This window comes from Enterobacter cloacae complex sp. IR5458 (genome assembly GCF_049238025.1).
GTDB classification, from domain to species: Bacteria; Pseudomonadota; Gammaproteobacteria; order Enterobacterales; family Enterobacteriaceae; genus Enterobacter; species Enterobacter kobei.
Map to the genome: position 1 here is coordinate 1 of NZ_JBMKIF010000027.1, position 24,336 is coordinate 24,336.

Genomic DNA, 24,336 nt, shown 5'->3' on the forward strand with positions numbered 1-24,336 from the left:
TATCCGGTCTAAAGTGTTACCCATGTTTCCGGTTCATACCCTGCGCTTACCGGGCCTACCGATCCCGTCGGTCGGGTAAGGCGAAGCCGCCACCCGACAACAAACTACACCTGCCCCACATACAAATAAATTGCCAAAAAATGGCACACGCTGCCGCCCAGTACAAAACCATGCCAGATGGCATGATTGTATGGAATGCGCTTGCAGACGTAGAAAATGACGCCCAGCGAGTACACTACGCCTCCCACTGCCAGCAACGTAACCCCGCCAACCGCCAGCTTAATCGCCAGTTGATACACCACAATCAGCGACAACCACCCCATGGTCAGATAGGTCACCAGTGACAACACTTTAAACCGGTGTGCAATGGTTAGCTTGAAGAGGATCCCCAGCAGCGCCAGACTCCAGATGACAATCATCAGTCCGCGCGACAGCGGCGAGTTGAGCCCCACCAGCAGAAAAGGCGTATAGGTTCCTGCAATAAGCAGATAGATAGCACAGTGGTCAAATTTCTTGAGCCATATCTTGGCCCGTTGATGCGGAATCGCGTGATAGAGCGTCGACGCCAGGAATAACAGGATCATGCTTCCGCCATACAGGCTATAGCTGGTAATCGCCATCGCGCTGGCATTGGTATCAACCGCCTGTACCAGCAATAACACTAAACCGACTATCCCAAACACCAGGCCAATGCCATGGCTGATGCTGTTGGCTACTTCCTCCGCCAGTGAATATCCCTGTGCGATTAATGGTCTGCTCGCCATACAAAACTCCGGGAAACTAAAGATGATTATTCATCGCATGTCTATGCTAACTGAGAATGATTCCAGTGAACACCTGTTAGCTAAAATATTTTCAATGTGATTTTTTTACAATAAAAATCAAAAACATAGATATATTTTTCACCTGACATTTGTTCACATTAAAATTTATGCTTTACGAATCAATAGCATAAAATTAGATCCTGCCGTCTGGCTGCATGTTATGATGGTTAAACGAGGTCTGAATGAGAGTTTTGCCACTGTGAGTATGTTCACCCACTCCGCCATTGCCAGTCTCAATAACCTGGAGATGATGGTCTACAACTATGTCATTAAAAACCGTGACAAAGTGATGTACATGACCATCCGCGAACTGGCGGATGCGGCGGGCGTCTCAACCACCACCATCCTGCGCTTTTGCCGTAAGCTCAACTGTGAAGGGTATTCTGAGTTTCGCGTGCGCTTTAAGCTCTATCTTGAACAGAACGAACCTCAGCAGGCGAATTTCGGCGCCAGCGAAATTATCAGTTTCTTTAAAAGCGTGAATAATGAAGAGTTCGACGCTTTACTGGATGACGCGGTAAATATCATTCTCTCTTCGGAGCGAATTATATTTGTCGGCGCAGGGACATCAGGATCGCTGGCAAAATACGGTGCCCGTTTCTTTTCGAATATCGGAAAATTCAGCAACCATATTGATGATCCTTATTTCCCGGTCACCAATGATATGGCGAAAAATGCACTGGCAATTGTGCTCTCTGTGTCGGGCGAGACCGAGGAGATCCTGCGCTTCGCCAGCCAGTTCAGCCTGCATCACTGCAAGGTTCTCTCCATTACCAGCCATGAACACTCGCGCCTGGCAAAACTGGCGGACTTTAATCTCTCCTGGCACGTTCCCCAGACGCGTATTGCAGGCGTCTACGACATCACCACACAAATCCCCGTTATCTATATTCTGGAATCTCTCGGACGCAAACTGGCGAAGAAACTGGCGGAATAAAACATCCTGTTTTTTTGATGTGACAAATCACAATTTCCGCGAATTGTTATATCGTGACATTCAATTTCGCTTTGCTAGACTCAAAACCAATACGTCATTTATTGAGAATAGCAGCGATGAAAAAATTGACCTTACCGAAAGATTTTCTATGGGGCGGTGCCGTTGCGGCGCATCAGGTTGAAGGCGGCTGGGACAAAGGCGGCAAAGGGCCGAGCATCTGCGACGTACTGACCGGCGGGGCGCACGGCGTGCCGCGCGAAATCACGCAGGACGTAGTGCCGGGTAAATACTACCCAAATCACGAGGCCATCGATTTCCACGGCCACTACAAAGAAGATATCAAGCTGTTTGCCGAGATGGGCTTCAAATGTTTCCGCACCTCGATTGCCTGGACGCGCATCTTCCCGAAAGGAGACGAAACGCAGCCAAACGAGGAAGGGCTGAAGTTCTATGACGACATGTTCGATGAGCTGCTGAAATACAACATCGAGCCGGTGATCACCCTCTCCCACTTCGAAATGCCGCTGCACCTGGTGCAGGAGTACGGCAGCTGGACCAACCGTAAAGTGGTCGATTTCTTTGTACGCTTCGCGGAAGTGGTTTTTGAGCGCTACAAGCACAAGGTCAAATACTGGATGACCTTCAATGAAATCAACAACCAGCGTAACTGGCGTGCGCCGCTCTTTGGTTATTGCTGCTCAGGCGTGGTCTATACCGAACATGAAAATCCGGAAGAGACCATGTACCAGGTGCTGCACCACCAGTTTGTGGCGAGTGCCCTGGCGGTGAAAGTCGCGCGCCGTATCAATCCGGAGATGAAAGTCGGCTGCATGTTGGCCATGGTGGCGCTCTATCCGTTCTCCTGCAAACCGGAAGACGTGATGTTCGCCCAGGAATCCATGCGCGAGCGCTATGTCTTTACCGATGTTCAGCTGCGTGGCTACTATCCGTCTTACGTACTGAATGAATGGGAGCGCCGCGGTTTCTCCATCAAAATGGACGCAGGCGATGAGCAGATCCTCCGCGAAGGTACCTGCGACTACCTGGGCTTCAGCTACTACATGACCAATGCGGTGAAAGCGGAAGGTGGCACCGGTGACGCGATTTCTGGCTTCGAGGGCAGCGTACCTAATCCGCACGTCAAGGCGTCCGACTGGGGCTGGCAGATTGACCCGGTGGGCCTGCGTTATTCCCTGTGCGAACTGTACGAACGCTATCAGAAGCCGCTGTTTATCGTGGAAAACGGCTTCGGTGCCTACGATAAGGTGGAAGAGGATGGCAGCATCAACGATGACTATCGTATCGACTACCTGCTCGCCCACGTTGAAGAGATGATCAAAGCCGTCACCCACGATGGCGTGGATCTGATGGGTTATACGCCATGGGGCTGCATTGACTGCGTGTCATTCACTACCGGCCAGTACAGCAAGCGCTACGGTTTTATCTACGTCAATAAACACGACGACGGCACCGGCGACATGTCGCGTTCCCGTAAGAAAAGCTTCGAATGGTATAAAGGCGTGATTGCCAGCAACGGCGAGCAACTTTAACGCCATAACGCCGGGCGGCGCTACGCTTGCACCGGCCTACAAAACCTGCGAATCGTAGGCCGGGTAAGGCGAAGCCGCCACCCGGCGTTTATTTCCCGCCCGCCAGTTCAATAAAACTGCCCGTCACGTATGACGCCTTCTCGCTCAGCAGCCAGACTATCGCCTGCGCGACCTCTTCCGGCTGGCCGCCGCGCTGCATCGGCAGTAACGATTTCACGCGATCCACCCGCCCCGGCTCCCCACCAGACGCGTGAATATCGGTATAAATCAGCCCGGGCCGCACGCAGTTTACGCGGATACCCTGCGCCGCGACCTCCAGCGATAATCCGGTAGTCAGGGAATCTACCGCGCCTTTGGAGGCCGCGTAATCGACATACTCCCCCGGCGCGCCCAGACGAGACGCGGCAGAGGAGACATTGACAATCGCGCCACCCTTGCCGCCATGTTTGTGCGACATGCGCTTTACCGCCTCACGGCAGCAGAGAAAATAGCCCGTGACGTTGGTGCTCAGCACGCGATTAATGCGTTCAGCGGACAGATTTTCAATAGTGGATTGCTCAAACAGAATGCCTGCATTATTGACCAGCGCGGTAAGGGGCTCACCTTCGCGATCGAGGCTGTCAAACATGGCCATGACCTGCGCTTCATCGCTAATGTCTGCACGCAGGGCAAATGCTTTTCCACCCGCCTCAACGATCTGATTGATGACGTCCTTTGCGGCTTTGATATTGTGGTGATAGTTCACCGCCACGGTATAACCTTCGCGAGCCAGTTGCAGCGCGGTGGCTTTGCCAATGCCGCGGCTGGCGCCGGTGACCAGTGCAATTGCCATTGTCTTCTCCCAATAAAAAAGCCGGGTGGCGGCTTCGCCTTACCCGGCTTACGTTACTACAGCAAAACAATTACTGGTATTCGCTCATCGGCACACAGGAGCAGAACAGGTTACGGTCGCCGTATACGTCATCAAGACGCTTCACGGTCGGCCAGTATTTATTCGCCACGCCTGCCGGGAAGACAGCCAGTTCACGGGAATAACCGTGATTCCACTCGGCCACCATCTCGTGCTGGGTGTGCGGAGCGTTAATCAACGGGTTATCTTCCAGCGTCCATTCGCCGTCCTGCACGCGGTCTATCTCCATGCGGATGGCCAGCATCGCGTCAATAAAGCGGTCCAGCTCGGCTTTGCTTTCAGACTCCGTTGGCTCCACCATCAGCGTACCCGCAACCGGGAACGACATGGTTGGCGCGTGGAAGCCGTAGTCGATCAGACGCTTGGCGATATCCAGTTCGCTGATACCCGTCGCTTCTTTCAGCGGACGAATATCGAGGATGCACTCGTGCGCCACACGCCCATCGCGACCGGTGTAAAGCACCGGGAAGGCCGACTTCAGGCGAGTCGCAATATAGTTAGCATTCAGGATCGCGACCTGGCTTGCCTGTTTCAGCCCTTCCGCGCCCATCATGCGGATGTACATCCAGCTGATTGGCAGGATTGAAGCGCTACCGAACGGTGCAGCAGAGACCGCGCCCTGACGGGTCAGCATACCTTCTATCTGCACGACGCTGTGACCCGGCACGAACGGCGCCAGATGCGCTTTCACGCCGATAGGCCCCATGCCCGGACCGCCACCACCGTGTGGGATGCAGAAGGTTTTGTGCAGGTTCAGGTGCGACACGTCCGCGCCGATGAAGCCCGGAGAGGTAATGCCCACCTGAGCATTCATGTTCGCGCCGTCGAGGTACACCTGACCGCCGAACTGATGCACCACTTCACACACTTCGCGGATGGTTTCTTCGTACACGCCGTGAGTCGACGGGTAGGTCACCATGATGCAGGAGAGCTTATCGCCCGCCTGCTCGGCTTTCGCGCGCAGGTCGGCCAGGTCGATGTTACCGTTCTTATCACACGCCACGACCACCACTTCCATGCCCGCCATCTGGGCAGACGCCGGGTTGGTGCCGTGGGCAGAGCTCGGGATCAGGCAGATATCACGGTGGCCTTCGTTACGGCTTTCGTGATAGTGACGGATTGCCAGCAGCCCCGCATATTCACCCTGCGCGCCGGAGTTCGGCTGCATACAGAGCGCGTCATAACCGGTCAGTTTCACCAGCCAGTCGGAAAGCTGGTTGATCATGACATGATATCCTTCCGCCTGCTCTGGCGGGCAGAACGGGTGCAGCTCGGAGAACTCAGGCCAGGTGATAGGGATCATTTCTGCCGCGGCGTTCAGCTTCATGGTGCACGAGCCCAGCGGGATCATCGCCTGGTTCAGCGCCAGATCTTTGCGCTCCAGAGAGTGCATATAACGCATCATCTCGGTTTCGCTGTGATAACGGTTGAACACAGGATGCGTCAGGATAGCGTCATTGCGCAGCATGCTCTCCTGAATAGAGCGGCTGTCATGCGCGACCTCTTTGTCCAGCGCATCAATATCCAGACCGTGCGCATCGCCCAGCACGACATTAAACAGGTTGACGATATCGTCGCGCGTGGTGGATTCATCAAGGGTGATGCCCACGGCGTGATGAATGTCGCTACGCAGGTTAATTTGTGCGGCATCCGCACGTGCCAGCACCGCCGCTTTATCTGCGACGTCAACGCACAGCGTGTCGAAGTAGTGCTCATGACGCAGCTTCAGGCCTTTCTGCTGCAGGCCACAGGCCAGAATATCAGCCAGACGGTGGATGCGGCTGGCAATGCGTTTCAGCCCAACCGGGCCGTGGAAGACGGCGTACAGGCTGGCGATGTTTGCCAGCAGAACCTGAGAAGTACAGATATTAGAGTTCGCTTTCTCGCGGCGGATATGCTGCTCGCGAGTCTGCATCGCCATGCGCAGCGCGGTGTTACCGGCGGCATCTTTCGATACGCCAATAATGCGGCCCGGCATGGAACGTTTAAATTCATCTTTCGCGCCAAAGAATGCCGCGTGCGGTCCGCCGTAGCCCATCGGCACGCCGAAACGCTGGGCCGAGCCGAATACAATATCCGCACCCTGTTTGCCCGGAGCCGTCAGCAGCACCAGCGCCATAAAATCAGCGGCAACGCTGACCACCACTTTGCGGGATTTCAGCTCGGCAATCAGTGCGCTGTAATCATGCACTTCGCCGGTGGTACCCACCTGCTGTAACAGCACACCAAAGACGTCCTGGTGATCCAGCACTTTGTCAGCGTCGTCGACAATCACGTCAAAACCAAAGGTTTCCGCACGGGTACGCACCACGTCCAGCGTCTGCGGATGCACGTCCGCCGCCACGAAGAAGCGGTTGGCATTTTTCAGCTTGCTGACGCGTTTTGCCATCGCCATGGCTTCAGCTGCCGCGGTCGCTTCATCCAGCAACGAGGCGGAAGCGATATCCATCCCGGTCAGGTCGAGCGTCACCTGCTGGAAGTTCAGCAGCGCTTCCAGACGGCCCTGGGACACTTCCGGCTGATACGGGGTATAGGCGGTGTACCAGCCCGGGTTTTCCAGCATATTACGCAGGATAACCGGCGGTAACTGCACGTTGGTGTAGCCCATGCCAATGTAAGACTTATAGCGCTTGTTAAGGCCAGCGATGGCCTTCAGCTCCGCCAGTGCGGCGAATTCCGTGGTGGCTTCTCCCACCTGAGGCGGCGTGGCAAGCTGGATGTCTTTTGGCACGATCTGGCCGATCAGTGCGTTTAATGAATCCGCGCCAACCGTTTTCAGCATCTCCTGCTGTTGCTGAGCATCCGGCCCAATGTGACGTTCAATGAAAGCGCCACGGTTTTCAAGCTGGCTTAAAGTCTGTGTCATGAGCGATGGTTCCTGAAACGTGCAGTGAATTTAAGTTCCCTCTCCCCTCGGGAGAGGGTTAGGGTGAGGGGAAGATGGGCACCCTCACCCCTGCCCTCTCCCCAATGGGGAGAGGGATAATGGCTTACTCGTCTTCTAACAGGGCTTCGTACGCGGTCGCATCCAGCAGCGCGGCAACCTGAGATTCGTCACTGGCTTTGATCTTGAAGATCCAGCCACCTTCATAAGGCTCGCTGTTCACCAGCTCCGGCGAATCGCTCAGCGCGTCGTTCACGGCCACAATTTCACCGCTTACCGGTGCGTAGATATCGGATGCTGCTTTAACGGACTCCGCCACGGCGCAGTCATCGCCCGCGCTCACGGTTGCGCCCACTTCCGGCAGGTCAACAAACACCATGTCGCCCAGCAGCTCCTGCGCATGCTCGGTGATCCCTACGGTGTAAGTGCCGTCCGCCTCTTTGCGCAGCCACTCGTGTTCTTTGCTGTATTTCAGTTCTGCTGGCACATTGCTCATTGAAGTTCTCCTGATAAAAATAGTTAGGCGACCGGCTTACCGGCGCGAACAAAAATCGGTTTGGTCACGTTGACCGGCATTTCGCGGTTGCGGATTTGCACCACCGCCGTCTCGCCAATGCCCGCCGGCACGCGAGCCAGTGCAATACTGTAGCCCAGCGTCGGGGAGAAGGACCCGCTGGTGATCACGCCTTCGCGCGGATTGCCGTCGGCATCGGTAAAACGCACCGGCAGTTCTCCGCGCAGCACGCCTTTTTCCTTCATCACCAGACCAACCAGCTGTTCAGTGCCCTTCTCGCGCTGCATTTCCAGCGCTTCGCGGCCAATAAACTCACGGTCAGCGGGTTCCCATGCGATGGTCCAGCCCATGTTGGCCGCCAGCGGAGAGACGCCTTCGTCCATCTCCTGACCGTAGAGGTTCATCCCCGCTTCAAGGCGCAGCGTATCGCGCGCGCCCAGGCCAGCCGGCTTCACGCCCGCTTCCACCAGCGCACGCCAGAAATCAGCTGCTTTCTCGTTTGGCATGGCAATTTCATAGCCCGCTTCACCGGTATAGCCGGTCGTGGCAATAAACAGATCGCCCGCCTGCACGCCAAAGAAGGGCTTCATCCCTTCGGTGGCTTTACGCTGCTCGTCGCTGAACAGAGACGCGGCTTTCGCCTGCGCGTTCGGCCCCTGCACGGCAATCAGCGACAGATCGTCACGGACGGTGATGTCGATGGCATAAGGTTCGGCGTGTTGGGTGATCCAGGAGAGGTCTTTTTCGCGGGTGGCGGAGTTTACAACGAGGCGGAAGAAGTCTTCGGTGAAGTAGTAGACGATAAGGTCATCAATCACGCCACCCGAGGCGTTCAGCATACCGGTATAGAGCGCTTTCCCCGGTGTCTTCAGCTTCGCGACATCGTTCGCCAGCAGATAACGTAGAAACTCCCGGGTGCGGCTACCGCGCAGATCGACAATTGTCATGTGGGACACGTCGAACATACCGGCATCGGTGCGCACCGCGTGGTGCTCATCAATTTGCGAGCCGTAGTGCAGCGGCATCATCCAGCCATGGAAATCCACCATGCGGGCGCCGCATAACACGTGCTGTTCGTACAAAGGAGTCTGTTGAGCCATCTTGTCCTCGTTGAAAAATTCACCGTGAAACCCGGTATCGGCCTCGTTTCCGAATGCCGACGCAAACGTTCTCTTTTACCTGAACTTACCACCGAAACCGGCGGTTAACCATAAGGTAAAACGGGTCATCACATTAGCTTATGACCAAAAAACGCTGAAAAGCCTACAGAGTTATTCACTGGAAAAATGCGATTAACCCCGCACAAAATTAACAATAATCTAACAGGATTTAGCACATGGTGATATTTCATGCGGAAAAACGGGCCGAATTTCCGTCACATAAAAATCATGACATTAGATTATCTAATGCGAAAAATGACGTGGAATTAGAATATTTCAAACGAGGGAATTTTCCCGGCACAGAGGCCGGGAAAAGAAAGTGTGACGGGGGTCTATTTTATTTCAGCCAGTCCGGCAGGTCGTTAAGACCCATCGCCTGACGCAGGAGTTGAGGTTTGACGCCAGGGAGGGTATCGGCGAGCTTGAGCCCAATATCACGCAGCAGTTTTTTCGCCGGATTTGCCCCGGCAAACAGCTCACGGAAGCCCTGCATGCCTGCAAGCATCATCGCCGCACTGTGCTTGCGGCTGCGCTCGTAGCGACGCAGATACACATGCTGCCCAATATCTTTACCCTCTCGCTGCAGACGACGCAGCTCTTCTACCAGCTCCGCCGCATCCATAAAGCCGAGATTAACGCCCTGCCCGGCCAGCGGATGAATGGTATGGGCCGCGTCGCCCACCAGCGCCAGACGGTGCGCGGCAAACTGACGCGCATAGCGTCCGGTTAAGGGGAAGACCTGACGCTCGCTCTCAAGAGTACAAAGCCCCAGACGGTTATCAAACGCCACGCACAGTGCCTGGTTAAAGGCCTCTGGCGTCGCCTCCTGCATCTGCTGCGCTTTTTCCGGCACCAGAGACCAGACAATTGAGCAGAGATGCGGATCGCTTAACGGCAGGAATGCCAGAATGCCGTCGTTGTGGAAAATCTGGCGCGCCACGCCGCCGTGCGGCTCTTGGGTACGGATCGTCGCCACCATGGCATGATGGCGGTAATCCCAGTAGGTCAGCGGAATATCCGCTTTATTGCGCAGCCAGGAGTTAGCGCCATCGGCACCGACCACCAGACGCGCGGTGAGCATATCGCCACTTTGCAGGGTGATAAACGCCTCGTTTTCGCCCCACGCAACCTGCTGGATTTGCGCAGGCGCAACCAGCGTTACGTCGCTGCACTGCTGAGCTTTCTGCCACAGCGCGTGGTGGATCACCGCATTCTCAATGATGTGACCCAGATGGCTATAGCCCATGCTTTCGTCATCAAAAGCAATATGACCAAAGCTGTCTTTGTCCCATACCTCCATGCCGTGATAGCAGCTCGCACGCTGGGCTACGATATCTGACCAGACGCCAAGGCGCGTCAGCAGCTTTTCGCTGGCCGCATTTATTGCCGACACGCGGAGTTCCGGCGGGGCATCAGGTGCGACGGGCTGAGGCTGCTTTTGCTCCAGCACGGCCACACGCAGGCCGCTGCCTTGTAATCCGCAGGCCAGGGCCAGTCCAACCATTCCGCCGCCAACGATGGCAACATCAACATTTTGCACAGTGATAACTCCTTAACGCGCGACCCAACCCAGGGTCCGCTGCGCCAGCACGTCGCGTGCCGGAATGAACAGTTCCATCGCCATCAGCCCGAGGTTGCGACCGGCAACCAGCGGCGCCCAGCGATTGGCAAAGAGATGGACTAAACCATCGGTAACGCCGATTGTCGCCTCTTTATCGGCCTGACGTCGCTTCTGGTAATGGCTGAGTACCGGGTATGCGCCGCAATCTTTCTGTTCGCTCCACGCTTGCGAAAGCGCTTCGGCCAGGCTCATCACATCCCGCAGACCCAGATTAAAACCCTGACCCGCGATGGGGTGAAGCGTTTGCGCGGCGTTGCCGACCAGCGCCACGCGGTGCGAAACAGACTGTGATGCGGTAGTTAACGACAGCGGGTATACCGCACGTTTTCCCGCATGGGTAATGCGACCCAGCCGCCAGCCAAACGCTTTCTGCAGTTCACTGCAAAAACGTTCGTCGGACCAGGCCTTAACGTCTTCCGCCTTTTCCTGCGGATGGCACCAGACCAGCGAGCAGCGACCATCCGACATCGGCAGCATCGCCAGCGGACCGTGCTGCGTGAAGCGCTCAAACGCCCGGCCGTTGTGTTCTGCGGCAGTAGAGACGTTCGCAATGACCGCAACCTGCCCGTAAGGCTTCTGCTGCCACTCAACGCCGCACTGGGTTGCGAGCGCCGAGCGCGACCCGTCCGCCGCCACAAGAAGCTGGCCGTCGAGAACGGTGCCATTATCCAGCGTCACGCTGACCGTTTCTTCACTGCGGATAAAGCTCGCAACGCGTGACGGACAATGCAGGGTCACGCCTGGCGCGTCCTGCAACAGACGGAACAGGCGCAGGCCAACATCATGGAGTTCAACGACCTGACCCAGGGCGTCAATACGATAATCATGGGCATCCAGCGTCACAAACCCGGCATGGCCGCGATCGCTCACATGCACGGTATGAATGGCGGTGGCGCAGTCGGCAATCGCCTGCCAGATGCCAATTCGGGAAAGCTGTTGGCAGGTTCCCTGCGCCAGGGCAATGGCGCGAGAATCAAAGCCGGGGTGATTCTTCGTTTGTGGTGCAACCGCCTCAACGAGATGCACCGGAAGCCGCCCCTTCGTCAAATGCGAGATCGCCAGTGCCAGGGTGGCACCGGTCATGCCGCCGCCAACGATAATCACGCTCATACGCGTGCCGCTGCCATCAGCGCCTCGATATCGTCTGCGTGTTTCACCACGCTCGCGGTCAGGTTTTCGTTACCGGTTTCGGTGATGACGATGTCATCTTCAATACGAATGCCAATTCCGCGGTACGCTTCGGGCACATCGGCATCCGGCGCGATATACAGCCCCGGCTCGACGGTCAGCACCATGCCCGGTTCCAGCACGCGTGAACGGTCGGTACCGTACGCCCCCACATCATGCACATCCAGCCCCAGCCAGTGGCTCAGGCCGTGCATAAAGTACGGACGATGCGCATTTTCGGCGATCAGGGTGTCCACGTCGCCTTTCAGGATGCCAAGCTTCACCAGTCCGGTGATCATGATGCGCACAACTTCGCCGGTCACCTCCTGAATGGACGTGCCCGGGCGATACAGCGTGAGCGCCGTTTCAAGTGATTCGAGAACGATGTCATAAATTGCTCGTTGCGCGGGCGAGAACTTACCGTTCACCGGGAAAGTACGGGTGATGTCACCCGCGTAGCCCTGATATTCGCAACCGGCGTCAATCAGCACCAGATCGCCATCGCGCAGCGCACTTTCGTTTTCGGTGTAATGCAGAATGCAGCCGTTCTCCCCGCCGCCGACAATGGTGTTGTATGACGGGAAGCGCGCGCCGTGACGGTTAAATTCGTGGTGAATTTCGCCTTCCAGCTGGTATTCGAACAGACCAGGACGGCATTTTTCCATGGCGCGGGTGTGTGCCAGGGCGCTGATTTCGCCAGCGCGGCGCATCACGTTCAGCTCTTCTTCAGATTTGAACAGGCGCATCTCATGCACCACCGGACGCCAGTCCGTCAGCGTGGCCGGCGCGGACAGATTCTGACGCGAGCCTTTGCGCAGCTTATCCAGAGCGGTGAAAACAATCTCATCGGCGTACGCATATTCGCCCTGCGCGTGATAAAGCACGTCGAGGCCGTTGAGCAACTGATAGAGCTGCTGATTGATTTCGCTAAACGCCAGCGCGCGGTCGACGCCCAGCTTCTCCGGTGCGGCCTCTTGCCCTAAGCGGCGGCCAAACCAGATTTCAGCGGTTAAATCGCGTACGCGGTTAAAAATCACGCTGTGGTTGTGGGTGTCATTACTCTTAATCAGCACCAGGACCGCTTCCGGCTCGTTAAAGCCGGTGAAGTACCAGAAATCGCTATTCTGGCGATAGGGGTATTCGCTGTCGGCACTGCGCGTCACTTCCGGCGCGGCAAAAATCAGCGCCGCACTGCCGGGCTGCATTTTTGCCAGCAGCGCCTGACGACGGCGCAAATACTCTTGTTGCGAGATAACCATGACACCCTCCTGTGCGTTATTTTTCTTAATGTAAGGTTGGCTTACGAACTTCCGGCGCGGTCGGCTGTGAGCGCGTAAAGTTGTCGTGGCACAGCAGCGCCGCCACGCGCACGTACTCAATAATCTCTTCGAGGGACATTTCCAGCTCTTCCTGGTCTTCCTCTTCATCGTAGCCGAGCTGGGCGATGTTACGCAGATCGTCGATCGCTTCACCCGCTTCGCCGGTCACTTTATCAAGCTTAGGCTGGGTTACGCCCAGGCCAAGCAGATAGTGGTTTACCCAACCCGCGAGCGCATCGGCACGATCGAAGACGCTGACGTCATCACCTTCAGGCAGATAAAGCTGAAAAAGGAAGCCATCGTCCTCCAGCGAATCACTGGTTGCCGCATGCATTTTACGCAGCGATTCTGCCAGCTCGTGGCCAAACGCCAGCCCTTCGTTCGTGAGGTCGTGGATCAGCGGCTGCCATGAGCTGTCGCTGTTTCCGCCGCACAGTATGCCGCTGATCAGACCGTGCATTTCGGCAGGGGTAAGTCCGACTCCCTGCTGGTTCAGTAACTGGTTTAAATCCTTGTAACCAGGCATTTCGTTCTGTATAGACATACGCATTCGTCATCAAAGGGAGGATATTCATGATATGCTACCACTTTGGACCCTGGTGATACCAGAAAAGGGCTTGTATCTTCACATCAGGGTAGCTATAGTGTCGCCCCTTCGCAGCCCCCGGGGCAGTAAGCGAAGGCAGCGCAGTCAATCAGCAGGAAGGTGGCATGTCTGCACAACCCGTCGATCTCCAGATTTTTGGCCGTTCACTGCGAGTGAATTGTCCGCCTGAACAAAGGGATGCTTTGAATCAGGCTGCGGACGATTTGAATCAGCGGTTGCAAGATCTAAAAGAACGCACTAGAGTCACAAATACTGAGCAGCTGGTTTTCATCGCCGCGTTGAACATCAGCTATGAACTGACTCAGGAAAAAGCGAAGACCCGCGACTACGCGGCTAGCATGGAGCAGCGCATTAAAATGCTCCAGCAGACCATAGAACAGGCATTGCTTGATCAAGGTCGCAATCCCGAAAGACCGGGACCAAAGTTTGAATAACACTTCTCAGTTGACTATGGTAGAGTAACTGTGAAGACAAAATTTCTCTGAGATGTTCGCAAGCGGGCCAGTCCCCTGAGCCGATATTTCATACCACAAGAATGTGGCGCTCCATGGTTGGTGAGCATGCTCGGTCCGTCCGAGAAGCCTTAAAACTATGACGACACATTCACCTTGAACCAAGGGTTCAAGGGTTACAGCCTGCGGCGGCATCTCGGAGATTCCCTCTTTCTTCTTCTACCTACTACCATGACTCAATTCCCTGAAGTTTCTGCCTCACGCCAGGATATCCGTCAACTTATTCGCCAGCGTCGTCGTGCACTTACGGCTGAACAACAGTCGCATTTTGCCCAGCAGGCCGCCGCCCGCATGATGGCGTGGCCCCCGGTGGTTATGGCTAACACGGTCGCTCTGTTCCTGTCGTTTGATGGCGAGCTCGATACCCAACCACTTATCGACCAGCTCTGGCGCGCCGGGAAGAAGGTTTATCTGCCGGTGCTGCATCCTTTTAGCAAAGGCAATCTTCTGTTTCTGCACTACCATCCGCACAGCGAGCTGGTGGTGAATCGTCTGAAAATTACCGAGCCCAAACTCGACGTGCGCGACGTGCTCCCGCTGTCACAGCTGGACGTGCTGATTACGCCGCTGGTGGCGTTTGATGAACAGGGCCAGCGCTTAGGAATGGGCGGCGGTTTTTACGACCGGACGCTGCAAAACTGGCAGCAGTACGGGTTGCAGCCGGTGGGTTACGCGCATGATTGTCAGGGCGTGGAGGCGTTGCCCGTGGAGAAATGGGATGTGCCGTTGCCGGCGGTAGTGACGCCATCGACGTTGTGGGAGTGGTGAAACAGGCGTGCAGCCTGATGCCCTCACCCCAGCCCTCTCCCACAGGGAGAGGGTGAAAACAAAAAAAAACGGTAACGATAGTTACCGTTTTGCATTTACCTCGCCACCCGACACCATCAGTAAAGCAGACGCGCGCGAATCGTCCCCGGAATCGCTTTCATGCTCTGCAGCGCTTTCTCGGCAACATCTTCATCCGCTTCGATATCAATCACCACGTAACCCATCTGCGAGTTGGTTTGCAGGTACTGGGCGGCAATGTTGACGCTCTGCTCGGCAAAGATTTGGTTGATAGCCGTCAGCACGCCAGGACGGTTTTCGTGGATGTGCAGCAGACGGCGACCACCGTGCAGCGGCAGAGACACTTCCGGGAAGTTCACCGCAGAGAGCGTGGAACCGTTGTCGGAGTATTTGCTCAGCTTACCCGCCACTTCAAGGCCGATATTCTCCTGCGCTTCCTGAGTAGACCCGCCGATGTGTGGCGTCAGGATCACGTTGTCGAATTCGCAGAGCGGAGAGTTAAACGGATCGCTGTTGGTGGCAGGCTCCGTCGGGAACACGTCAATGGCCGCCCCCGCCAGATGCTTACGCTTCAGAGCATCGCACAGCGCAGGGATGTCGACCACAGTACCGCGTGCAGCGTTGATCAGCAGTGAGCCCGGTTTCATCAGCGCCAGCTCTTCTGTACCCATCATGTTTTTGGTGGACGCATTTTCCGGCACATGCAGGCTTACCACGTCGCTCATGTTCAGCAGGTCAGAGAGATGCTGCACCTGCGTCGCATTCCCTAGCGGCAGCTTGCTTTCGATATCGTAAAAGTAGACGTGCATCCCCAGAGATTCCGCCAGAATCCCCAGCTGAGTACCGATGTGGCCATAGCCGATGATACCCAGTTTTTTACCGCGCGCTTCGTATGAGCCCGCAGCCAGTTTGTTCCACACGCCGCGGTGCGCTTTGGCGTTAGCCTCCGGAATACCGCGCAGCAGCAGCAGTAATTCGCCAATCACCAGCTCCGCCACGGAACGGGTGTTGGAGAACGGGGCGTTAAATACCGGGATACCGCGTTTGGCGGCAGCATTCAGATCAACCTGGTTGGTACCGATGCAGAAACAGCCAATCGCAACCAGCTTCTCCGCCGCAGCAATAACGTCTTCCGTCAGTTGAGTACGGGATCGCAGGCCAATGAAATGGGCATCACGGATGGACGCTTTCAGCTCTTCGGTATCGAGCGCGCCCTTGTGAAATTCGATGTTGGTGTAACCCGCCGCACGAAGGCTATCAAGCGCTTTCTGATGCACGCCCTCGACCAGCAGGAATTTAATCTTGTCTTTCTCCAGTGATACCTTTGCCATTTCCCCGACCCTGTTTTTTATCTGAACTGATGTTGTGCTGGATTGAAATCCGCTGTAGCCAACATATCAAAAAAAACTATTGCAGCAATATGAACGTTTGCGTCGGCACTCTGAAGAAAAGTCATACAGGGCAAAATGGCAGAGCAAAATGCTAAGGAAATTTACAAACGTGGCAGGATCGGCAAAAGAGGTGGAAGAACGTGACACAAGTCACCGAATTTAGCTTTTCAAAAATTTTTTAGCGGGGGGAGCGCTCCCCCCGTCAGATCATTTTACGATGGTTTTCACACCGTCAGCGGTGCCGATCAGCGCCACATCCGCGCCACGGTTGGCGAACAGCCCTACGGTGACAACGCCTGGAATAGCGTTAATCGCATTTTCCAGGGCAATCGCGTCGAGAATTTCCAGGCCGTGCACGTCGAGGATCACGTTACCGTTATCAGTGACCACACCCTGACGGTATTCCGGACGACCACCCAGCTTCACCAGCTGACGGGCAACCGCACTACGCGCCATCGGGATCACTTCGACCGGCAGCGGGAAATTACCCAGAATATCGACCTGCTTGGAGGCGTCAGCGATGCAGATAAATTTGTCTGCAACGGAAGCGATGATCTTTTCACGGGTCAGCGCTGCGCCACCGCCTTTGATCATCTGCATGTGGCCGTTGATTTCGTCTGCGCCATCAACGTAAATCCCAAGACGATCCACTTCGTTGAGATCGAAAACGGTAATGCCGAGGCTTTTCAGCTTTTCCGTGGACGCATCAGAGCTCGAAACCGCGCCCTCGATCTGCCCCTTCATCGTGCCCAGCGCATCGATAAAGTGTGCCGCCGTTGACCCCGTACCAACACCGACAATGGTACCTGGCTGTACGTACTGGAGAGCGGCCCATCCTACTGCTTTTTTCAGTTCATCCTGCGTCATGATCGTTTTGCCTGTGGTGTGAAAACTCAGGGCGCATTATAGAACACGTCGAATGGATTTCGTCTGCCACAAAGGGAAAATTGTGTCATAGTGCAGATTAAGCAAAATTTAGGAGCCAGCCAGAGCAATGAAACGTCCGGACTACAGAACACTACAGGCACTTGATGCAGTTATTCGTGAACGCGGTTTTGAGCGCGCAGCGCAAAAGCTGTGTATCACCCAGTCCGCCGTATCACAGCGTATCAAACAGCTTGAAAACATGTTCGGGCAGCCGCTGCTGGTGCGTACCGTGCCGCCTCGCCCAACGGAGCAAGGTCAAAAGCTCCTCGCCCTGCTGCGCCAGGTTGAGCTGCTGGAAGACGAGTGGCTGGGTGACGAACAAACGGGCTCCACGCCGCTGCTGCTCTCTCTGGCGGTCAACGCCGACAGTCTGGCAACCTGGTTACTGCCCGCCCTTGCCCCGGTCCTGGCCGACTCCCCGATTCGCCTGAATCTACAGGTTGAAGATGAAACCCGTACCCAGGAACGTCTGCGTCGCGGTGAAGTTGTTGGGGCGGTCAGTATTCAGCCTCAGGCGCTGCCAAGCTGCCTGGTGGATCAACTGGGGGCGCTGGACTACCTGTTTGTAGGTTCAAAAGCCTTTGCGGAGCGCTACTTCCCTAACGGCGTCACCCGCGCCGCGCTGCTGAAGGCGCCTGCCGTGGCGTTTGACCATCTGGACGATATGCATCAGGCGTTCCTGCAGCAGAACTTTGACCTGCCGCCGGGCAGCGTGCCGTGCCATATCGTCAACTCGTCTGAAGCTTTTGTGCAGCTTGCGCGTCAGGGCACTACCTGCTGTATGATCCCGCATCTGCAGATTGAGAAAGAGTTGAAAAGCGGTGAGTTGATTGATTTAACGCCGGGGCTGTATCAGCGCCGGATGCTCTACTGGCATCGTTTTGCGCCGGAAAGCCGCATGATGCGCAACGTCACCGATGCACTGCTGGCGTATGGGCATAAGGTGTTGAGACAGGATTAAAAAGAAAAAGCCGGGTGGCGGCTACGCCTTACCCGGCCTACAGGTTACTGAGCCGGTTTCGGCTGTGCTGCAACGGGCTCCAGCTGGAACACCACATCCACCTGATCGTCGAACTGAATGGTTGGCTGCTCGTAAGTTTCCTGCGCAGAAACCGGTGCCGCGTCAGCCTTCATCATCCGTACCATCGGGCTTGGCTGATAGTTAGAGACGTGGTAACGCACGCTGTATACCGGGCCAAGCTTGCTCTTGAAGCCGGACGCCAGCTGTTCAGCCTGGTGAATGGCATCATCAATCGCCGCTTTACGCGCTTCGTCTTTGTATTTCTCCGGTTGCGCAACGCCCAGCGACACGGAACGGATTTCGTTCAGACCAGCCTTCAGCGCACCATCCAGCAGTGAATTCAGCTTGTCCAACTGACGCACGGTCACTTCAACCGTACGCACGGCACGGTAGCCTTTCAGGATGCTTTTGCCGTTCTGGTAGTCGTAATCCGGTTGGGTACGCAGGTTAGCAGAGCTGATGTCTTTCTTGGCGACACCGTTCTGTTCCAGGAAGGAGAGATATTGCGCAACGCGGTCGTCCGCCTGTTTTTTGGCAGAGGCGGCATCTTTTGCAGCCACGTTGACTTCAATTGCCAGGGTTGCAACATCCGGTACCGCGTCCACGCTTGCGGTGCCTGACGTGACAATGTGCGGGCCATCCGGCAGTTCACTCGCCTGCGCCGACACCGCACCTAAACTCACTAATGCCGCCAGGGCCATCACTTTAAACTTCACTGTCATTCCTCCATGTTGCGAAGAGTGCCCCAGAAACAGGGCGCATGCCAGCAAGCTTAGCGGGTCTGGCTCAGTTGTCCATAAGACAACGCTTAGTTGAACAAACCCTGAACATGATGAACGCCCTCTTTCGCCAGCTGGAAAGCGATAAACCACATCACCAGACCGACCAGCGTATTAATGATGCGCTGGGCTTTGGCGGTCCGCAGTCGTGGCGCCAGCCACGCCGCCAGAATCGCAAGACCGAAGAACCACAGGAACGACGCGCTGACGGTTCCCAACGCAAACCAGCGTTTAGGCTCAACGTCCAGCTGTCCGCCGAGGCTACCCAGCACCACGAAGGTATCCAGATAGACATGCGGGTTAAGCCAGGTCACCGCCAGCATGGTGACGATAATCTTCCAGCGCCCCTGCTTCATCACTTCAGCGCTTGCCAGTTCGAGGTTACTGCTCATCGCCGTTTTCAACGCACCGAATCCGTACCACAGCAGGAAGGCCACACCGCCCCAGGTCACCAGCGCCAGCAGCCACGGCGACTGCATCAGAAGTGCACTCCCGCCAAAAATCCCGGCGCAGATCAGCAGCAAATCGCTCACCGCGCACAACAGGGCAATCATCAGATGATACTGGCGGCGAATACCCTGGTTCATCACGAACGCATTCTGGGGACCGAGGGGAAGGATCATGGCCGCACCTAAAGCAAGCCCTTGAAAGTAATAGGATAACATGACGAAATTCTCACAGTAATGTTCTGGATGCAGACTATACTGCGCGAATCACATTAGAGGAAATGGATAATATTAATTGGGGATTAGCGGGGCTTATAAAAGTAAAGCCCGGTGGCGCTGACGCTTACCGGGCCTGGGTGTGACGTTACTCTGCTTCTTTGACTTTTTTGACGTTTACGTCCATCTGCGGATACGGGAAGCTGATGCCGTTGGCGTCAAACTCACGCTTAATACGTTCCAGCACGTCCCAGTATACGTTTTGCAGATCGCTGCTTTTGCTCCAGATACGCACCACGAAGTTGATAGAGGACGCGCCCAGTTCGTTCAGGCGTATAGTCTGCTCTTTATCCTTCAGAATACGATCGTCAGAGGCAATGATGTTGCTAATCAGTGACTTCACCTGATCGATATCAGAGTCGTACGCTACGCTGATAATCAGCTCGTTACGACGCACCGGTTCGCGGGAGAAGTTGATGATATTGCCTGCGATGATTTTGCCGTTCGGCACCACCACGATACGACCATCAACGGTACGCAGGGTGGTTGAGAAAATCTGCACTTGCAATACGGTCCCGGCTATTCCTCCAAGGTCAACGTATTCGCCAGAGCGGAATGGACGGAAAGTCACCAGCAGCACGCCAGCCGCGAGGTTTGACAGCGAACCCTGCAATGCCAGACCAATGGCCAGACCGGCGGCACCGAGCACGGCGATAACGGATGCCGTCTGTACGCCAACACGTCCCAGCGCCGCAATCAGCGTAAAGGCGATAATGCCGTAACGCACCAGCGCGGAGAGGAAATCAGCCACGGTAGCATCAATGTGTCGCGCGACCATCACACGGTTGACGGCGTTCGACACAATGCGCGCCACGATCATCCCGACGATGATGATGGCAATTGCCGCAACGATGTTCACCGCATAACTCAGCAGCAGTGCCTGGTTGCGCACCAGCCAGTTACCGGCGTTATTGATGCTGTCTACAACATCGAGTTGTTCCATTTATTCTTCCTTTTGTTAAACCAAAACACTAAATCCATCCCCCATGGAGACAGGCAGGTCAGTAAAGGGTAAACAAAAAGTACGCGTATTGCCAAGCAGATCACAAAAACAGGTATTGCAGGATATTGAAAAAGCATAAAAAAAGGCCCGCTATTGCGGGCCTTTTAACGCTTTCAGCAGCTCAAATTACAGAACGTCTACCGCGTTCAGTTCTTTGAATGCCTGCTCCAGACGAGTAATCATTGAAGTCTGTGCAGCGCGCAGCCATACGCGTGGATCGTAGTATTTCTTGTTCGGCTGGTCTTCGCCTTTCGGGTTGCCCAGCTGACCCTGCAGGTAAGCTTCGTTAGCTTTGTAGTACTGCAGGATACCGTCCCAGGTAGCCCACTGGGTGTCGGTATCGATGTTCATTTTCACAACACCGTAGCTGACGGAGTCTTTGATTTCCTGAGCAGAAGAACCGGAACCGCCGTGGAAGACGAAGTTCAGGCTGTTGTGAGGCAGGTTGTGTTTCTTAGAAACGTATTCCTGAGAATCACGCAGGATGGTTGGAGTCAGAACCACGTTACCTGGTTTGTAAACGCCGTGTACGTTACCGAAGGACGCTGCAATGGTGAAGCGTGGGCTGATTTTGCTCAGCTCGGTGTACGCGTAATCAACGTCTTCTGGCTGGGTGTACAGGGCAGAAGCGTCCATGTGGCTGTTGTCCACGCCGTCTTCTTCACCACCGGTGCAACCCAGTTCGATTTCCAGAGTCATGCCCATTTTGGCCATGCGCGCCAGGTACTTAGAGCAGATTTCGATGTTTTCGTGCAGTGACTCTTCAGACAGGTCGATCATGTGAGAAGAGAACAGTGGTTTACCGGTGGCTGCGAAGTGTTTTTCACCCGCGTCCAGCAGACCGTCGATCCACGGCAGCAGTTTCTTCGCGCAGTGGTCGGTGTGCAGGATAACAGGAACACCGTAGTGCTCAGCCATCTGGTGTACGTGGTGCGCACCAGAGATAGCGCCCAGGATAGCAGCCCCCTGAGGAATGTCAGTTTTCACGCCTTTGCCCGCGATGAACGCAGCACCACCGTTAGAGAACTGAACGATAACCGGTGCTTTAACTTTGGCAGCGGTTTCCAGTACGGCGTTGATGGAGTCGGTACCTACGCAGTTAACTGCTGGCAGAGCGAAGTTGTTTTCTTTAGCTACCTGGAACACTTTCTGTACGTCATCACCAGTGATCACGCCAGGTTTTACGAAATCAAAAATTTTAGACATGTTGCTTAGTCCTGTATCTTCGGCCGTTAGAAAAGGTGCGAGCTCTGATAAGCGCGCTGAAAATTGGGCAGGTTTCCCTGCCCTTGAATGGCTTACTTCTTAGCGCGCTCTTCGAGCATTGCTACTGCTGGCAGTACTTTGCCTTCCACGAATTCGAGGAATGCACCGCCACCAGTGGAGATGTAGGAGATCTTGTCAGCGATACCGAACAGATCGATAGCTGCCAGGGTGTCACCACCGCCTGCGATAGAGAACGCTTCGCTGTCTGCAATAGCGTTAGCCACGATTTCAGTCCCTTTGCGGAAGTTCGGGAATTCGAACACGCCAACAGGACCGTTCCACAGGATAGTTTTTGCGTTTTTCAGGATATCAGCCAGTTTCTGTGCAGAAACGTCGCCCAGGTCCAGAATCTGCTCTTCATCTTTGATGTCGTTAACAGATTTCAGGGTCGCGGTTGCGGTTTCGGAGAACTCGGTCGCCACGCGAACGTCAGTTGGAACCGGGATGTCACAGGTGCCCAGCAGGCGTTTCGCTTCGTCAACCAGGTCCGCTTCGTACAGGGATTTACCCACGTTGTGGCCTTGAGCAGCAACGAAGGTGTTCGCGATACCACCGCCAACGATCAGCTGGTCAGCGATTTTTGACAGGGAATCCAGCACGGTCAGTTTGGTAGACACTTTAGAACCACCAACGATAGCGACCATTGGACGAGCAGGTTCTTTCAGCGCTTTGCCCAGTGCTTCCAGTTCGTCAGCCAGCAGAGGACCCGCACATGCTACGTCTGCAAATTTACCGATACCGTGGGTAGAGGCCTGAGCACGGTGCGCCGTACCAAATGCATCCATCACGAAGACGTCGCACAGTGCAGCGTATTTCTTAGACAGGGTTTCGTCGTCTTTCTTTTCGCCTTTGTTGAAGCGAACGTTTTCCAGAACAACCAGCTCACCAGCAGCCACTTCAACGCCGTCCAGGTAATCTTTTACCAGGCGAACCGGGTTGGACAGTTTGTCTTTCAGGTAATTAACCACTGGCAGCAGAGAGAACTCTTCGTTGTACTCGCCTTCGGTAGGACGACCCAGGTGGGAGGTGACCATCACTTTCGCGCCCTGCTTCAGAGCCAGTTCGATGGTTGGCAGGGATGCACGGATACGCGCGTCGCTGGTCACTTTACCCTCTTTAACCGGTACGTTCAGATCAGCACGGATGAAAACGCGTTTACCAGCCAGATCCAGATCGGTCATCTTAATTACAGACATGGTGAATCCTCTCGTTGATTCTTAAAGTTTTGCAGACGCACGATGCGTCTTACCTGAAACCTTGAGCGGCCATTGCTAACGTGGTGTCGAGCATCCGGTTAGCAAAGCCCCATTCGTTATCACACCAGACCAGCGTCTTGATAAGGTGTGCGCCACTGACCCTCGTTTGCGTGCCATCAACAATAGCGCTGTGCGGGTCGTGGTTAAAATCTACTGAGACCAACGGTAATTCCGTATAGTCAACTATACCATGAAATGCTCCCTGTGCCGCTTTTTGCAGCAACAGGTTGACTTCACAGGCTTTTACCGGTTTTTTCACCGTCACGCTCAGGTCGATTGCGGTGACGTTAATCGTCGGGACACGCACGGCAATCGCTTCAAAACTGTCATTAAACTGCGGGAAAATTCGGGTGATCCCTGCCGCCAGTTTCGTATCTACCGGGATGATTGACTGGCTCGCCGCGCGAGTGCGTCGTAAATCCGGATGGTAGGCATCAATAACCTGCTGGTCGTGCATGGCGGAGTGAATCGTGGTCACGGTGCCGGACTCAATGCCATACGCATCGTCTAACAGTTTGATGACCGGAATAATGCAGTTGGTGGTACAGGAGGCGTTGGAAACGATGAGGTGTTCAGCCTGCAGCTCATGCTGGTTGACGCCAAACACGACGGTCGCGTCGAGGTCGTTACTGCCGGGATGAGAAAACAGGACTTTTTTCGCACCGGCTGCCAGGTGAGCTTCGCCATGTTCGCGATTGCCGTAAACCCCGGTACAGTCGAGCACCACATCCACGCCCAGCTCACGCCACGGTAGCCCTGCGATACTGCTTTCATGCAGCACGCGGATGGCATCGTCACCGACAAACAGCTGCTCTCTTTCCTGGCGAACATCCCAGGCAAAGCGGCCGTGGCTGGTGTCATATTTCAACAAATGCGCCATGCCCGCAGCATCCGCCAGTTCGTTGATTGCCACCACGGTTATTTCCGCACGACGCCCGGATTCATATAAAGCACGAACCACGTTGCGCCCGATGCGACCGAAGCCATTAATCGCTACGCGTACGGTCATAGATCTCCTGCAAAGCTATCCCTGAGTTTGAGGTGGCTGAAAGAGTAATCCAGCTACGCCCGAAGGGGAATCTTTGCTATCACAAACTGCGATTGATTGGTCAATTGTCGAACATTTAATCGACTGAAACGCTTCAGCAAGAATAAGCGAATCGAGGAATAAAAGGAATGG

The 24,336-nt window shown here is 55.2% G+C and carries 22 protein-coding genes and 1 other RNA gene; 6 read left to right on the plus strand and 17 right to left on the minus strand.

Going from position 1 to position 24,336, the window contains the following annotated elements:
* Window positions 1-104: 104 nt before the first annotated feature.
* On the minus strand, window positions 105-764 hold the full coding sequence (gene trhA / locus ACOTYN_RS19510; protein ID WP_023331242.1) for a PAQR family membrane homeostasis protein TrhA: 660 nt from the start codon (window positions 762-764) through the stop codon (window positions 105-107).
* A gap of 265 nt (window positions 765-1,029) precedes the next feature.
* On the opposite strand from trhA, the gene ACOTYN_RS19515 reads away from it, so the two are divergent.
* Together ACOTYN_RS19515 and ACOTYN_RS19520 are read left to right on the plus strand one after the other, a co-directional pair.
* Window positions 1,030-1,761 carry a MurR/RpiR family transcriptional regulator gene (locus ACOTYN_RS19515; protein WP_014885139.1) on the plus strand — a complete coding sequence of 244 codons (732 nt, stop codon included), beginning with the start codon at window positions 1,030-1,032 and terminating at the stop codon, window positions 1,759-1,761.
* Window positions 1,762-1,877: 116 nt separating this feature from the next.
* Window positions 1,878-3,311: a 6-phospho-beta-glucosidase gene (locus ACOTYN_RS19520; protein WP_332958532.1), complete on the plus strand. Its 1,434-nt coding sequence runs from the start codon at window positions 1,878-1,880 to the stop codon at window positions 3,309-3,311.
* An 88-nt stretch (window positions 3,312-3,399) separates the two neighbouring features.
* Here the strand turns inward: ACOTYN_RS19520 and ACOTYN_RS19525 are convergent, their stop codons facing one another.
* From ACOTYN_RS19525 to ACOTYN_RS19560, 8 genes are all read right to left on the minus strand, one after another.
* Window positions 3,400-4,143, minus strand: a complete 744-nt coding sequence (locus ACOTYN_RS19525; RefSeq protein WP_014885141.1) for an SDR family oxidoreductase — start codon at window positions 4,141-4,143, stop codon at window positions 3,400-3,402.
* A gap of 70 nt (window positions 4,144-4,213) precedes the next feature.
* The gene (gcvP, locus tag ACOTYN_RS19530; protein WP_071922914.1) at window positions 4,214-7,087 is read right to left on the minus strand and encodes an aminomethyl-transferring glycine dehydrogenase; all 2,874 of its coding nucleotides are present in this window, start codon (window positions 7,085-7,087) and stop codon (window positions 4,214-4,216) included.
* Between the two features lie 124 nt (window positions 7,088-7,211).
* On the minus strand, window positions 7,212-7,601 hold the full coding sequence (gene gcvH, locus ACOTYN_RS19535) for a glycine cleavage system protein GcvH (RefSeq protein ID WP_014885143.1): 390 nt from the start codon (window positions 7,599-7,601) through the stop codon (window positions 7,212-7,214).
* Between the two features lie 23 nt (window positions 7,602-7,624).
* Window positions 7,625-8,719, minus strand: coding sequence for a glycine cleavage system aminomethyltransferase GcvT (gene gcvT / locus ACOTYN_RS19540; RefSeq protein ID WP_014885144.1), 1,095 nt, complete (start codon window positions 8,717-8,719; stop codon window positions 7,625-7,627).
* A 397-nt stretch (window positions 8,720-9,116) separates the two neighbouring features.
* Complete coding sequence (ubiI, locus tag ACOTYN_RS19545; RefSeq protein ID WP_023337733.1) at window positions 9,117-10,319, minus strand: FAD-dependent 2-octaprenylphenol hydroxylase; 1,203 nt, start codon at window positions 10,317-10,319, stop codon at window positions 9,117-9,119.
* 12 nt (window positions 10,320-10,331) lie between these two features.
* Window positions 10,332-11,510 carry a 2-octaprenyl-6-methoxyphenyl hydroxylase gene (ubiH, locus tag ACOTYN_RS19550; RefSeq protein WP_071922913.1) on the minus strand — a complete coding sequence of 393 codons (1,179 nt, stop codon included), beginning with the start codon at window positions 11,508-11,510 and terminating at the stop codon, window positions 10,332-10,334.
* On the minus strand, window positions 11,507-12,820 hold the full coding sequence (gene pepP, locus ACOTYN_RS19555; protein WP_086527817.1) for a Xaa-Pro aminopeptidase: 1,314 nt from the start codon (window positions 12,818-12,820) through the stop codon (window positions 11,507-11,509). Before pepP ends, ubiH begins: the two co-directional genes overlap by 4 nt.
* Window positions 12,821-12,851: 31 nt before the next feature.
* Window positions 12,852-13,430, minus strand: a complete 579-nt coding sequence (locus ACOTYN_RS19560) for a YecA family protein (protein WP_014885148.1) — start codon at window positions 13,428-13,430, stop codon at window positions 12,852-12,854.
* Between the two features lie 167 nt (window positions 13,431-13,597).
* Here ACOTYN_RS19560 and zapA point away from each other — a divergent pair, with 167 nt between their 5' ends.
* The 3 genes from zapA (at window position 13,598) to ACOTYN_RS19575 (ending at window position 14,773) form a co-directional block, all read left to right on the plus strand.
* Window positions 13,598-13,927: a cell division protein ZapA gene (gene zapA, locus ACOTYN_RS19565; protein ID WP_006811891.1), complete on the plus strand. Its 330-nt coding sequence runs from the start codon at window positions 13,598-13,600 to the stop codon at window positions 13,925-13,927.
* Between the two features lie 41 nt (window positions 13,928-13,968).
* Window positions 13,969-14,152: non-coding RNA, 6S RNA (gene ssrS / locus ACOTYN_RS19570), on the plus strand.
* A gap of 24 nt (window positions 14,153-14,176) precedes the next feature.
* Entirely contained in the window at window positions 14,177-14,773 is a 597-nt protein-coding gene (locus tag ACOTYN_RS19575) for a 5-formyltetrahydrofolate cyclo-ligase (protein WP_045269626.1), read from the plus strand.
* 116 nt (window positions 14,774-14,889) lie between these two features.
* On the opposite strand, the gene serA is transcribed toward ACOTYN_RS19575, so the two are convergent.
* Together serA and rpiA are read right to left on the minus strand one after the other, a co-directional pair.
* A complete protein-coding gene (gene serA, locus ACOTYN_RS19580) occupies window positions 14,890-16,122 on the minus strand; it encodes a phosphoglycerate dehydrogenase (RefSeq protein WP_332958537.1) in 1,233 nt (410 codons plus the stop codon).
* Between the two features lie 267 nt (window positions 16,123-16,389).
* Window positions 16,390-17,049, minus strand: a complete 660-nt coding sequence (gene rpiA / locus ACOTYN_RS19585; protein ID WP_014885151.1) for a ribose-5-phosphate isomerase RpiA — start codon at window positions 17,047-17,049, stop codon at window positions 16,390-16,392.
* Window positions 17,050-17,176: 127 nt separating this feature from the next.
* On the opposite strand from rpiA, the gene argP reads away from it, so the two are divergent.
* The gene (gene argP / locus ACOTYN_RS19590; RefSeq protein ID WP_008499727.1) at window positions 17,177-18,070 is read left to right on the plus strand and encodes a DNA-binding transcriptional regulator ArgP; all 894 of its coding nucleotides are present in this window, start codon (window positions 17,177-17,179) and stop codon (window positions 18,068-18,070) included.
* A gap of 44 nt (window positions 18,071-18,114) precedes the next feature.
* On the opposite strand, the gene ACOTYN_RS19595 is transcribed toward argP, so the two are convergent.
* The 6 genes from ACOTYN_RS19595 to epd form a co-directional block, all read right to left on the minus strand.
* A complete protein-coding gene (locus ACOTYN_RS19595; RefSeq protein ID WP_014885152.1) occupies window positions 18,115-18,846 on the minus strand; it encodes an oxidative stress defense protein in 732 nt (243 codons plus the stop codon).
* Between the two features lie 92 nt (window positions 18,847-18,938).
* Complete coding sequence (argO, locus tag ACOTYN_RS19600) at window positions 18,939-19,574, minus strand: arginine exporter ArgO (protein ID WP_023331253.1); 636 nt, start codon at window positions 19,572-19,574, stop codon at window positions 18,939-18,941.
* 145 nt (window positions 19,575-19,719) lie between these two features.
* A complete protein-coding gene (gene mscS / locus ACOTYN_RS19605; RefSeq protein WP_071922912.1) occupies window positions 19,720-20,574 on the minus strand; it encodes a small-conductance mechanosensitive channel MscS in 855 nt (284 codons plus the stop codon).
* A gap of 186 nt (window positions 20,575-20,760) precedes the next feature.
* Window positions 20,761-21,840 (minus strand): class II fructose-bisphosphate aldolase, encoded by a 1,080-nt coding sequence (fbaA, locus tag ACOTYN_RS19610; RefSeq protein WP_014885155.1) that lies wholly within the window; start codon window positions 21,838-21,840, stop codon window positions 20,761-20,763.
* Window positions 21,841-21,932: 92 nt separating this feature from the next.
* Window positions 21,933-23,096, minus strand: a complete 1,164-nt coding sequence (pgk, locus tag ACOTYN_RS19615) for a phosphoglycerate kinase (RefSeq protein ID WP_014885156.1) — start codon at window positions 23,094-23,096, stop codon at window positions 21,933-21,935.
* Window positions 23,097-23,145: 49 nt separating this feature from the next.
* Window positions 23,146-24,165, minus strand: coding sequence for an erythrose-4-phosphate dehydrogenase (gene epd / locus ACOTYN_RS19620; protein WP_332958540.1), 1,020 nt, complete (start codon window positions 24,163-24,165; stop codon window positions 23,146-23,148).
* Between the last annotated feature and the right edge of the window lie 171 nt (window positions 24,166-24,336).

What these genes read in the sequence shown, in the direction of transcription:
- zapA (WP_006811891.1), top strand. Translation starts at nt 13,598, where the DNA reads ATGTCTGCACAACCCGTCGATCTCCAGATTTTTGGCCGTTCACTGCGA.
- argP (WP_008499727.1), top strand. Translation starts at nt 17,177, where the DNA reads ATGAAACGTCCGGACTACAGAACACTACAGGCACTTGATGCAGTTATT.
- trhA (WP_023331242.1), bottom strand. Translation starts at nt 764, where the DNA reads ATGGCGAGCAGACCATTAATCGCACAGGGATATTCACTGGCGGAGGAA.
- ACOTYN_RS19560 (WP_014885148.1), bottom strand. Translation starts at nt 13,430, where the DNA reads ATGTCTATACAGAACGAAATGCCTGGTTACAAGGATTTAAACCAGTTA.
- ubiH (WP_071922913.1), bottom strand. Translation starts at nt 11,510, where the DNA reads ATGAGCGTGATTATCGTTGGCGGCGGCATGACCGGTGCCACCCTGGCA.
- serA (WP_332958537.1), bottom strand. Translation starts at nt 16,122, where the DNA reads ATGGCAAAGGTATCACTGGAGAAAGACAAGATTAAATTCCTGCTGGTC.
- gcvP (WP_071922914.1), bottom strand. Translation starts at nt 7,087, where the DNA reads ATGACACAGACTTTAAGCCAGCTTGAAAACCGTGGCGCTTTCATTGAA.
- argO (WP_023331253.1), bottom strand. Translation starts at nt 19,574, where the DNA reads ATGTTATCCTATTACTTTCAAGGGCTTGCTTTAGGTGCGGCCATGATC.
- epd (WP_332958540.1), bottom strand. Translation starts at nt 24,165, where the DNA reads ATGACCGTACGCGTAGCGATTAATGGCTTCGGTCGCATCGGGCGCAAC.
- ACOTYN_RS19520 (WP_332958532.1), top strand. Translation starts at nt 1,878, where the DNA reads ATGAAAAAATTGACCTTACCGAAAGATTTTCTATGGGGCGGTGCCGTT.
- mscS (WP_071922912.1), bottom strand. Translation starts at nt 20,574, where the DNA reads ATGGAACAACTCGATGTTGTAGACAGCATCAATAACGCCGGTAACTGG.
- gcvT (WP_014885144.1), bottom strand. Translation starts at nt 8,719, where the DNA reads ATGGCTCAACAGACTCCTTTGTACGAACAGCACGTGTTATGCGGCGCC.
- ACOTYN_RS19525 (WP_014885141.1), bottom strand. Translation starts at nt 4,143, where the DNA reads ATGGCAATTGCACTGGTCACCGGCGCCAGCCGCGGCATTGGCAAAGCC.
- ACOTYN_RS19575 (WP_045269626.1), top strand. Translation starts at nt 14,177, where the DNA reads ATGACTCAATTCCCTGAAGTTTCTGCCTCACGCCAGGATATCCGTCAA.
- gcvH (WP_014885143.1), bottom strand. Translation starts at nt 7,601, where the DNA reads ATGAGCAATGTGCCAGCAGAACTGAAATACAGCAAAGAACACGAGTGG.
- pgk (WP_014885156.1), bottom strand. Translation starts at nt 23,096, where the DNA reads ATGTCTGTAATTAAGATGACCGATCTGGATCTGGCTGGTAAACGCGTT.
- rpiA (WP_014885151.1), bottom strand. Translation starts at nt 17,049, where the DNA reads ATGACGCAGGATGAACTGAAAAAAGCAGTAGGATGGGCCGCTCTCCAG.
- ACOTYN_RS19515 (WP_014885139.1), top strand. Translation starts at nt 1,030, where the DNA reads ATGTTCACCCACTCCGCCATTGCCAGTCTCAATAACCTGGAGATGATG.
- fbaA (WP_014885155.1), bottom strand. Translation starts at nt 21,840, where the DNA reads ATGTCTAAAATTTTTGATTTCGTAAAACCTGGCGTGATCACTGGTGAT.